Annotated in this window: 8 protein-coding genes and 1 pseudogene; 6 read left to right on the top strand and 3 right to left on the bottom strand. The window is 74.8% G+C overall.

Translation table 11 applies throughout. From position 1 onward, the window contains the following. Nucleotides 1-137: 137 nt before the first annotated feature. Both ACFU7Y_RS31385 and ACFU7Y_RS31380 read right to left on the bottom strand, forming a co-directional pair. Complete coding sequence (locus ACFU7Y_RS31385) at nt 138-2879, bottom strand: FtsX-like permease family protein (RefSeq protein WP_380770418.1); 2742 nt, start codon at nt 2877-2879, stop codon at nt 138-140. Further along, the gene (locus tag ACFU7Y_RS31380) at nt 2876-3676 is read right to left on the bottom strand and encodes an ABC transporter ATP-binding protein (RefSeq protein WP_374119888.1); all 801 of its coding nucleotides are present in this window, start codon (nt 3674-3676) and stop codon (nt 2876-2878) included. Before ACFU7Y_RS31380 ends, ACFU7Y_RS31385 begins: the two co-directional genes overlap by 4 nt. A gap of 414 nt (nt 3677-4090) precedes the next feature. On the opposite strand from ACFU7Y_RS31380, the pseudogene ACFU7Y_RS31375 reads away from it, so the two are divergent. The 3 genes and pseudogenes from ACFU7Y_RS31375 to ACFU7Y_RS31365 all read left to right on the top strand — a co-directional run. Further along, nucleotides 4091-4300: pseudogene (locus ACFU7Y_RS31375) on the top strand (MgtC/SapB family protein); the annotation flags it as partial. A 136-nt stretch (nt 4301-4436) separates the two neighbouring features. Then, entirely contained in the window at nt 4437-5114 is a 678-nt protein-coding gene (locus ACFU7Y_RS31370) for a YoaK family protein (protein WP_380770416.1), read from the top strand. A gap of 159 nt (nt 5115-5273) precedes the next feature. Then, entirely contained in the window at nt 5274-5708 is a 435-nt protein-coding gene (locus ACFU7Y_RS31365; RefSeq protein WP_224274206.1) for a hypothetical protein, read from the top strand. Between the two features lie 40 nt (nt 5709-5748). Here the strand turns inward: ACFU7Y_RS31365 and ACFU7Y_RS31360 are convergent, their stop codons facing one another. Further along, nucleotides 5749-6402: a hypothetical protein gene (locus ACFU7Y_RS31360; RefSeq protein WP_224274205.1), complete on the bottom strand. Its 654-nt coding sequence runs from the start codon at nt 6400-6402 to the stop codon at nt 5749-5751. A 406-nt stretch (nt 6403-6808) separates the two neighbouring features. Here ACFU7Y_RS31360 and ACFU7Y_RS31355 point away from each other — a divergent pair, with 406 nt between their 5' ends. The 3 genes from ACFU7Y_RS31355 to ACFU7Y_RS31345 are packed head-to-tail and all read left to right on the top strand — an operon-like array spanning nt 6809 to nt 10250. Then, nucleotides 6809-7333: a PadR family transcriptional regulator gene (locus tag ACFU7Y_RS31355; protein WP_224274203.1), complete on the top strand. Its 525-nt coding sequence runs from the start codon at nt 6809-6811 to the stop codon at nt 7331-7333. Then, nucleotides 7330-8016 (top strand): ABC transporter ATP-binding protein, encoded by a 687-nt coding sequence (locus ACFU7Y_RS31350; protein ID WP_380770415.1) that lies wholly within the window; start codon nt 7330-7332, stop codon nt 8014-8016. The genes ACFU7Y_RS31355 and ACFU7Y_RS31350 overlap by 4 nt, the downstream gene beginning before the upstream one ends. Beyond that, nucleotides 8013-10250 (top strand): FtsX-like permease family protein, encoded by a 2238-nt coding sequence (locus ACFU7Y_RS31345; RefSeq protein ID WP_380770414.1) that lies wholly within the window; start codon nt 8013-8015, stop codon nt 10248-10250. The genes ACFU7Y_RS31350 and ACFU7Y_RS31345 overlap by 4 nt, the downstream gene beginning before the upstream one ends. The last annotated feature ends 48 nt before the right edge of the window (nt 10251-10298 follow it).

Genomic DNA, 10298 nt, shown 5'->3' with positions numbered 1-10298 from the left:
GCGCCCGCCCCCGGACGAAGGGGGCGGACGCCCGGCGCGGCCCGGGTGGTGCCCGGGTGGTGCCCAGGTGGTGTCCAAGCGGTGTCAGCCGGTGGTCGGCGAGTGTCCGAGCCGTGTCCCAGGCCGACCGTGAGCACTCAGGACAGCCGCCGCCCGAGCGGGATGCGGGACCGGGTGAACAGCGCCGCGAGCAGCCCCGCGACCACCGGCAGCACCAGCACGACCAGCAGCAGCTCGCCCCAGGGCGCGGTGACCAGCGCCGGCTTGGCCCCGAATCCGCTCGCCCGGGACTTCAGCAGCCCCACCGCCGGCACGAACCCGTTGACCGCCCCGAGCAGCGCGCCCAGCAGGGCGATCAGCGTGCACTGGAGGCCCGCCATGCTCCGCCGGATCCGCGGCGGCGCGCCGACCGCGGCCAGGGTGGCCTGGTCCTGCCGGGAGTCGGCGGCCGCCAGGCCGGTGGCGATCCCGGCCGCGCCGAGCACGACCAGCCCGGCGAAGCCGGTGAGGGCCAGGGTGAGCGCGTCGCTCTTCGGCTGGTACCCCCGCTCCACCTCCAGCCTGGCGAAACGGTCCAGTTGGACGGTGGCCGCCTCGGCGCGCTGCTGCGCCTTGCGGTCGGGCGGGGTGGCGGGCAGCCAGACCGAGCCGGTCGGCTGGGAGGAGAGCCCGAGCCCGGGCAGGGCGGAGGGCAGTACCAGGCCCTGGGCGAAGCCGGCGGCGGCCGGGTTGTCCACCAGCACCGCGTCGACCGGGACCTCCTGAAGGTCGGGCTTGGGCACCTCGCCCGGCTGCACCGGGGCGCCGCCGCCACCGCGCAGCATCATCACGGCCTTGCCGTCGGCGCCCACCAGGGCCCGGTCGAAGACCAGCAGTTTGCCGGTGGCCAGCGCCTGTTCGGCGGCCGGATCATGGACGGCGAACAGGTTGTGCAGCACGTTCGCGTCACCAGTGGCCAGGTGCGGCGGGGCGCCGAGGCCGCGCCGCTCCACCGGGCCCTTGAGCTGGACGGTGCTGGAGCAGTTCTCGCAGAAGCGGTACAGCACCTCGCCGAGGTCGCCGCGCGGGCCGAGCCCGGTCAGCTGCTTCTCCAAGGAGGCGCGCTCCTCGTCGAGCCGGGGGCCGTCGACGTAGGTGATGAGCTGGACGGCGCCGTACGGGGCCTGGGGCCGGTAGTCGCGCCGGTTCTCGGCGTCGGTGCTGGCGGTGTAGACGCCGATGGCGACGGCACCGGCCACCGCGGCCATCACCGCGGCCACCGCCGGAGCGGTGCGCGAGCGGTGCCGGGCGGAGTCCCGCAGCGCGAGCCGGGGCCCGAGCGGCAGCCGGCCGGCGGCCCGGCCGATCAGCGCGACCAGCATCGGGGTGCACAGCAGCAGGCCGAGCTCGGCGGTCACCGAACCGCCGAGCACGGTGAGCGTACGGGTGTCGTAGCCGCCCACGCCCGGCTGGTCGCGCTGGATCGCGCCCGCTCCGTACATCGCGAGCACGGCGCCGAGGGCGACCAGTACCGCGCCGCACACGGTGACCCAGCGGCTGGGCCCGCGGACGGTGTCCCGGCCGGTAAGCCCGGCGGTGACACTGCGGCGGGCGGCCTGAAGCGCCGGCAGCGCGGCCGCGAGCAGCGCGGTGGCCAGGCCGATCCCGGCGATCGCGATCAGGTCCAGCGGCGGCACGGCGAAGTGACCGAAGCGCACGCCGCCGATCTGCTCGATCCACGGCCGCAGCAGGGCGACAACCACGGTGCCGAGCACCACGCCGACCACCGCCCCGGTCGCGCCGAGGACCACGCCGCCGCCGAGCACCACCGCACCGACGTGGGTCCGGCTGCCGCCGGCCGCGCCGAGCAGGGCGAGTTGGCGGCGCGAGCGGCGGGCGCCGACCGCGAAGGCGGGCCCGGCGAGCAGGGCGACCTCCAGCAGCGCCATGCCGGTGACCGTGGCGACGACCACTCTGGTGTTGTCGGCGCCCGTCGGACCGCTGTAGCGGTACGAGTCGCGGTAGTAGGGGACGGCCCGCTCCGGCGGCGGGGCGAGCGCCACCGAGCGTGCGGTCAGCGTGTAGCCGTGGGCGTTGAACCGCTGGACCGTCGCCCAGTCGAGGGTGGCGCCGGACGGCAGCCGGACCAGCCAAGCGGACCGGGTGGCCGAGGGCTTCTCCGCGGCGGGCCCGCCGACGGCCGTCGCGCTGCTCAGCGGGTCGATCAACTCGCCCGGCCGGGCGACGAGTTCGACTCGGCCCAGCTCACTCGGGTGCTCGACCACGCCGGTGATGGTGTAGGTGGTGCGCTCCAGGCCCTGGACGGTGGTGGTGGCGCCGGGCTTCAGCCCGGAGCGGTCCAGGAAGGCCCGGGTGACGGCCACTTCGTGCGGGGCGCTCGGGGCGCGGCCCTCGACCAGGTCGAGCCGGCCGCGCCAGATCGGGTCACCGAGGTCGGCCTCGGTGGTGAGGGTGCGGACCAGGCCCTCGGGCGAGGTCGCGCCGGTCTCCGGCCCGGGCCGGGCCGGGGTGAGCGCGCTGCCGGGCGGCAGCAGCGAACCGATCAGGGCGGTCGGGTCGGTGCTCGCCCCCTTCTGCTGTTCGGGTGTCGGCTGTTCCCCAGGGCGGGGCGGGACGGAGAAGACGCCGTCCTCGGCGATCGGGGCCTGCTCGACCAGCCGGCCCGGGTCGAGCGACGTGACCAGGGCGTCCGCGCCGCCCACCACCCGCTCGACCCGTTCGGCCGGGGTCAGCTGCCCGCTGCGGTGGACCACGTCGGCGCCGGTGACGCCGAGGACGGGCAGCGCGATCATGGCGGCGATCAGCGCGCTGCGGCCCTTGGCACGCAGTGCGTCGCGGCGGGCGATGCGCAGGGCGACCCGCCAGGCTCCGATCCTCACGGCGCCACCTCGCCGACCGCGCCGGACCGGTGCACCGCCGCGAGGCGGGCGGAGGAGCGTCGACCGGGGGTCTCCGAGGCGATCGCGCCGTCCCGCAGGTGGACCACGCGGTCCGCCCAACTGGCGTGGGCCGCCTCGTGGGTGACCATCATCGCGGCCGCGCCGGCGTCGCAGCGGGCGCGCAGCACGGCGAGCACCGCCTCGCCGGTGGTGGAGTCGAGGGCGCCGGTGGGTTCGTCGGCGAGCACCAGCCGGCGCTCGCCGATCAGCGCCCGGGCGATCGCGACCCGCTGCTGCTGGCCGCCGGACATGTCGTCGGGGAAGCGGTCGGCGAGCTCGCCGATGCCCAGCTCCTCCAGCGCGGCCAGCGCCTCCCGACGGGCCCGGCGTCCCGGGACGCCGTCCAGTTCGCGCGGCAGGGCGATGTTCTCGGCGGCGGTGAGGGCCGGGATCAGGTTGTAGTCCTGGAAGACGTACCCGATCGAGCGCCGCCGCAGGTCGGCGAGCCTGCCGCGGCCGAGGCCGCCGAGCGCGACCCCCTCCACCAGCACCTCGCCGTCGGTGGGCTGGTCCAGCCCTCCGGCCAGGGTCAGCAGGGTGGACTTCCCGGAGCCGGACGGGCCCATGACGGCGACGAACTCGCCGGGGTGGACGGCCAGGTCGATGCCGCGCAGGGCGTGCACCTCGGCGGCGCCCCGCCCGTGCACGCGGGTGACGTCGGCCAGGCGCAGGACGGGCGCGGGCCGGGTCGGATCGGTGTGGGACACACTTCCCCCTCGTGAGCTTCTCAACTGCATATGTCGGTGAACTATATATGCCGGAGGACGTGGCGCAGGGCGGGGTGGTTCCCGGGTGGGAGTGATCGGATTCGGTCAAACTTCTACAAAGCTGTCGAGGGTGCGGATGGAAACCCGACCCGGGTCGTTCGGGGTCGGTCTATGCTCGGGAAGGTTCACGGCTCCGGGCCGCCGGCGCCCGGCCATGGCGCGAGACGCGTCGCCCGACGCGCGGTCAGGTGCGCGTGCGCCGGCCCGCAGGGCTGGTGCGGCCGCCCTGCGCGCCTACCCGCCGGGCGCGACGGCGGTGGTCATCATCGAGGTCGTCCCGATCGCGCGCCGAACCACTGACCATGTGTCACCGCCCGTACGGACGGGCGGTGTGCGGTGGCTCGCCACCCGTCCGTACCCTCCTCCCGTGAAGGAGGTGCCGTCGTGCACACCCTGACCACCGCCGACTTCCTCGCCCGGACCGCCACCGGTGTCGCCTGCGGCGCGCTGATCGGCGTCGATCGCCAGTGGCGGTCCGGGATGGCCGGCCTGCGCACCAACGTCCTGGTCGCCGCCGGCGCCACCCTGGTCGTGCCGTACGGCGAGGCCGTCGGCGACGTCGGCGGCGAACAGGTCGTCACCCGGCTGTCGTCGGAGCCCGGCGTACGCGATCTGCACCGGCACCTGGACGACGAGCCGGAGGAGCCGGGGAGCCCGGCGCTCGCCTGAGGGAGTGGAACGGAAGGCCCGCCACCACCCGAAACCGTCACCCGAACCGTCTGGAGGCCCGATGCCGACCCCCGAACCCGAGCACGGGCCGCTGGTGTCGATGCTGCTGGTGCTGACCGTGGTCACCGGAGTGGTGGACGCGGTCAGCTACCTGGAACTCGGCCACGTCTTCGTCGCCAACATGACCGGCAACGTGGTGTTCCTCGGCTTCGCCCTGGCCGGCGCGGCCAACCTCTCCGCCACCGCCTCGCTGGCCGCTCTCGCCGCCTTCGTGCTCGGCGCCCTGGCCGGTGGCCACCTCGCCCGCCGGCTGCCCGGCCACCGCGGGCACCTGCTGACCGCCGCCGTCGCCGTCCAGTCGGTGCTGGTCGCGGCGGCCACCGTGCTGGCGGCCGTGGCCAGCCACACCTCCGACCCGGCCCGCTACACCCTGATCGGGCTGCTCGGCTTCGCCATGGGCGGTCAGAACGCGGTGGTCCGTGCCCTGAAGGTGCCCGACCTCACCACCACCGTGCTCACCATGACCATCACGGCCCTCGCCGCCGACCGCGCCGGCCCCCGCCGCCTCGCCTCCGCGGTCTGGATGTTCGCCGGAGCCCTGTTCGGCGCCCTCCTCGTCCTCCGTGTTGACGTTCCGGTCGCGCTCGCCCTTGCCTTCGCCCTCCTTCTCGCCGTCGCCGCCCTCACCCACCACGCCGCCAGACGTACCCCCACCCCGGCCTGGACCCGCCCGCTCTGACCGGCCACGTCGGCCCCGGAGTCGACGCCCGCCCCTCCGCCCGTCGCCCGTCTCCGATCGGCCCGCGTCAGCGCTGGGCCCAGCCACGGTCCTGCCGGTGCGCTACCGTCCCGGCAGGTCCGCGGCCTGCGGATCGTCGTGAAAGGACAGGTGAGTTGAATGGGCGCCAGCGCCTGGTCGTACGCGGTTCCCTACCGGGAGGATCTCCAGGCCGCCCTGGATGCGCTGAGGGAGAAAGTCCTCACGGAGCACGAGTACTACCGGGAGGAGGGGATCGAATCGCTCGCGGAGCTCATGGACTCCGGTCATCTGGAGGAGGAGGGCGCGCACTCCGTGCTCGACGTGGTCACCGTGGTCCACTGCGCCGTCGACGAGGAGGACCACGGCGACGTCCGGGTGGTGGAGGGGGCCGAGGTCGCGGAGCTGTTCGGTACCGACCGGCCTTCGCTGGACACCGTCCGCGCCGCGGAGGAACAGGGCGGGGGCGACATCGACTTCCCGCCCTCCTTCCGGGGCTCGGGATGTTGCACGATCACCTACGGACCGGACGGCGCTCCTGACGGCCTGTACTTCTGGGGCACCACCGGCGACTGACGGGATGCCGGGTCGGCGCCGGGCTCCCGCCTCGGCCCGGTCAGTCCTCCCGGCGGTGGCCGGCGCGGCCGCTCCAGAGGGGTTCGAGGCGGGCCCAGTCGGAGGTCCAGGCGGCTTCGGCGCGACGGTCGAGGGTGTGGAGGCGCACGCGGAGGGCGAGGGCGAGCAGGGCCAGCAGGGTGAGGAGGGCGCCCGCGCCGGTGCAGGCGGCGGAGACGGCGAGGGCCGCGCGGTCGGCCGGGGGATCGGAGACGGCGCCGGCCGGGTCGACCCAGACGGGGACGCGGCTGCCGACGACGGCCGAATGCGGGGCCTGGACGGTGCCGAGGTGCTGGGTGCCGTCCGGGGCGGTCCAGGCGGCGTCGACGTCGACGCGGTCGCTGTAGCCGCCGGCGAAGCGGCTGCCGGCGGCGGTGCGGTCCGGGACGTTGCGGACCACCGCGTCGACCTGGCGCAGCCGGGCGCGGTCGGCGTCGGCCCGGGGCGCGGTGGAGCGGTAGAGGAGCAGGCTGCCGCCCACGGACAGGGCGAGGGCGAGCACCACGCCGAGCACGGCGGACAGCCAGGCGCGGGCCCGGGATCGGTCGAGGGGGCGGACGAGCGGCTCGTGCCGGGCACCGAGGGCCCGCCGCAGCCGCCGGCCGGTGCGCCGCGGGAGCGACGCGGGCCTGGCCGGACGGGGTGTGCTGGACACGGTGAGTGCTCCTCAGGGGCGCGGGGACGCGGGGAGGTTCCGCCCCCAATGTCCACCAGGCGGCCCACCGCGCACAAGAGTCGTGCGCGTCCGTAGGACCGCCAGGGCCGCTCGGCCCCGCGGGCGGGACGTTCGGCCCCTCGGCGGTCGCCGCCCGGTCCGGCAGGCTGGGAACCGGCGGCGTCCTCCCGGTGCTTGGGCGCGGCCGTGGCCCGGTTCGACCGTGGGGGCGCCGGGCCGAGGTGCGGAGCAGGGGGTGGTCGTGGGGTCACCCCCTGCCTGTGCCGTGTCCGGCTCCTGCCCGTTCTCCGCCCCTGCTCTGCCGGGAAGCTGACGTTGCCCCAGCTCGGGGCCGTATTTTGCCCAGATATACACTCGGAGTATACGCCGGGTGTATGTTTCTCTCATGAGTGTTCCTTTGACCCTGCTGGGGCTGCTGGAGCGTGAGCCGAGCCACGGCTACGACCTCAAGCGCGACTACGACGCCCTCTTCGGCCGCGGCAAACCCCTTCCGTACGGCCAGGTCTACGCGACCCTCGGGCGGCTGGCCCGTGACGGCAAGGTGGTGGCCGGCGAGGCGGAGCCCGGCGACGGGCCCGAGCGCAAGCGGTACGTCATCACCGAGACCGGGGCGACCGAGTTCGAGACCTGGCTCCAGGAGCCGGTCGCGCCCGAGCCCAACCTCCAGTCAGTGCTGTTCACCAAGGTGGTGCTGGCCCTGATGCTGGGCCGCGACGCCGAGCACTACCTGGACACCCAGCGCGCCGCCCACCTGCGCCGGATGCGTGAACTCACCGAACTGCGCCGCACCGGCGCCCTGGTGGACGCCCTTCTCGCCGACCACGGCCTGTTCCACCTGGAGGCCGACCTGCGCTGGATCGACCTCACCGCCGCCCGGCTGGACGCGCTCGCCGCGGAGGTGAAGGCGTGACTGCGATCATCGAGGCCCGCGACGTCGCCCTCGCCTTCGGCGAGACCCCCGCCCTGCGCGGGGCCGACCTGTCCGTGCAGGCAGGTGAGGTGCTCGCCATCATGGGCCCCAGCGGCTCGGGCAAGTCGACGTTACTGCACTGCCTGGCCGGCATCCTGGTGCCCGACGCGGGGGAGGTGCTGTTCAACGGGCAGCGCCTGGACACCATGCCGGAGGCCCGGCGCAGCGCCCTGCGCCGGGACCAGTTCGGCTTCGTCTTCCAGTTCGGCCAGCTGGTGCCGGAGTTGACGGCCGAGGAGAACGTCGCCCTGCCGCTGCTGCTGAACGGCGTACGTCGTGCCGCCGCGCTGGCCGAGGCCCGTCCGTGGTTCGCCCGGCTCGGCCTGGACGGCCTGGAGCGACGCCGGTCCGGCGAGCTGTCGGGCGGTCAGGCCCAGCGGGTCGCGCTGGCCCGCGGCCTGGTGGCCCGTCCGCAGGTGCTGTTCGCCGACGAGCCGACCGGCGCGCTGGACTCGCTGACCGGCGAACAGGTGATGGAACTGATGGTCACCTCGGCCAAGGAGCAGGGCACCACCGTCATCCTGGTCACCCACGAGGCCCGGGTCGCCGCGTACGCGGACCGCGAGGCGGTCGTCCGGGACGGCCGGGCCCGCACCCTCTCCGCCGGACCGGTGGCCTCGTGATCCCCTTCTCGCTCCGGCTGGCCGTCAGCGGCGGCCGGGAGGCGGTGGCCCGGCTGCTGATGATCGCGGCGGCGGTCGCGATCGGGGTCGGGCTGCTGCTCTCGACCTTCGCCGGCATCCACGCGATCGACCGGACCAACCAGCGGCAGCTCTGGATGAACACGGGGGCCGAGGGCGCCACCGCGGCGGCCCCGGCGGACCCGCTCCGGTGGGCCGCCCAGATGGACTACTACCGGGGGAAGAGGGTCTTCCGGGCCGACGTCGCCGCCACCGGCACCACCTCGCCCGTCCCGCCCGGCCTGAGCAGGCTGCCGGCACCGGGCGAGTTCTACGCCTCGCCCGCCCTGGAGAAGCTGCTGCGCGACGTCCCGGCCGTCGAGTTGGGTGACCGCTTCCCGGGCCGGCTGGTCGGCACCCTCGGGAACGACGCGCTGCCCTCCCCGGACACCCTGGCGGTGGTCGTGGGCCGTACGGAGGAGGAGGTCAAGGCCCTGCCGAGGGCCACCACCGTCACGAGCATCGCCACCGCCGTGCCGGCCGATTGCGGCCGCGGCTGCTTCGGCGCCGGTGTGAACGGCGACGCGCTGGTCCTGGTGCTCACCGTGGTGGCCGGGGCGCTGATCTTCCCGGTGCTGATCTTCATCGGCACTGCGGCCCGGCTGTCCGCCGCCACCCGGGAGCAGCGCTACGCCGCGATGCGCCTGGTGGGGGCCACACCGGGCCAGGTGTCGGTCATCTCGGCGGTGGAGTCCACGGTGGCCGCGGCGGCCGGCACCGTCCTCGGCTTCGGCCTGTACTTCGCCCTGAAGCCCCTGGTGGCCGACGTGCCGTTCACCGGCGACCGCTTCTTCATCGACGATCTGGGCATCGGCCTCCCGCAGGTGGCCGGGGTGGTGCTGGGCGTACCGGTGGCGGCCGCGCTCGCCGCCCGGTTCGCGCTGCGCCGGGTCGCCATCTCGCCGCTCGGGGTCAGCCGCAGGGTCACCCCGAAGCCGCCCAGCGCCTGGCGGGTGGCCCCGCTGCTGGCCGGCCTGGGCGAGCTGGGCTACTTCGTCGGGAACCCCCCGGCGAGCACCAACGCGCAGTCGGCGGGCTACCTCAGCGGCTTCGTGCTGGTGATGCTCGGGCTGGTGATCGCGGGGCCGTGGCTCACCATGGCGGCCTCCCGGGCGGTGGCCCGGCGGACCAGCCGTCCGGCCACGCTGATCGCGATGCGACGGCTGGGCGATGACCCGAGGGCGGGCTTCCGTTCGGTCGCCGGCCTGGTGCTGGCCCTGTTCGTGACCACCGCGACGCTGGGCATCATCGGCAGCATCAACGCGAACATGAGCTCGCTCATCGGCGCTCAGGGGGTCCTCAAGGCCGTGGTGACCACCCCGATGGGCGGCCCGGAGAGTCCGCTGGTGGTTCCGGCGCTGCCCGACGGCCTGGAGGCGCGGGCCCGGGCCGTCCCGGGCTTCGAGGGGATGGCACTGGTGCACGACAATCCGGCCGGGATCGGTGCGTACCAGTACGGCCGGGAGCGGATCGTGCCTCCCCTGGTGCGCTGTTCGGAACTCGCGCAGATTCCCGTGGTCGGCCACTGCGCGCCGGGGGCCACCGTCGCGGCCGTCGACCGGAACGTGTTCCTGGACCTCCAGGCGAACACCTACAAGGAGTGGCCGGCGGCGCCGGTCTCCGCCGAGGAGGTCGCCGCCCTCCCGGTGCGGATGGTCTACGCGACCACCGACGGCTCCGCGTCCGCCAAGGAACAGCTGCGGACGATCTTCAACCGGGAACTCCCGCGCTACGAGGCCCGGATGGCGCAGGACTGGAGCTCCGAGGGGCAGAGGAAGCTCCAGGGCTGGCGCCAGCTCGCGAACGTGGTCCTGCTGACCACCCTGCCGATCGCCGGGTGCAGCCTCGCGGTGAGCGTGGTGGCCGGGCTCTCCGACCGCCGCCGCCCGTTCGCGATGCTGCGGCTGACCGGGGCACCGCTGCGGCTGCTGCAACGGGTGCTCGGGCTGGAGAGCGCCTTGCCGCTGCTGGTGGTGTCGGCGGTCGCGATCGGGACGGGCTTCGCCGCGGCGGCGATGTTCCTCAAGGCGCAGATGAAGGTGGACCTGGTGCCCCTGGGTGCGGAGTACTACGGGCTGACGGCCTTCGGACTGGCCGCCTCGCTCGGGATCATCGCCTCGACGCTGCCGCTGCTGAAGCGGATCACCGGGTGCTGGCACCCGTCTCGGGGTGGCTGATCAACCGGGTCGGGGCCCGGCTGCCGCTGCTGCTGGCGGGGAGCGCGC

The organism is Kitasatospora sp. NPDC057542, from assembly GCF_042801945.1.
In the GTDB taxonomy this organism is placed as follows: domain Bacteria; phylum Actinomycetota; class Actinomycetes; order Streptomycetales; family Streptomycetaceae; genus Kitasatospora.
The sequence above is the reverse complement of the archived record's forward strand: the minus strand, read 5'-3'. Positions and strand labels throughout refer to the sequence as shown.

Coding starts and splice junctions, on each gene's coding strand:
- ACFU7Y_RS31370 (WP_380770416.1), top strand. CDS start 4,437: ATGCCGACCCCCGAACCCGAGCACGGGCCGCTGGTGTCGATGCTGCTG.
- ACFU7Y_RS31355 (WP_224274203.1), top strand. CDS start 6,809: ATGAGTGTTCCTTTGACCCTGCTGGGGCTGCTGGAGCGTGAGCCGAGC.
- ACFU7Y_RS31365 (WP_224274206.1), top strand. CDS start 5,274: ATGGGCGCCAGCGCCTGGTCGTACGCGGTTCCCTACCGGGAGGATCTC.
- ACFU7Y_RS31380 (WP_374119888.1), bottom strand. CDS start 3,676: ATGCAGTTGAGAAGCTCACGAGGGGGAAGTGTGTCCCACACCGATCCG.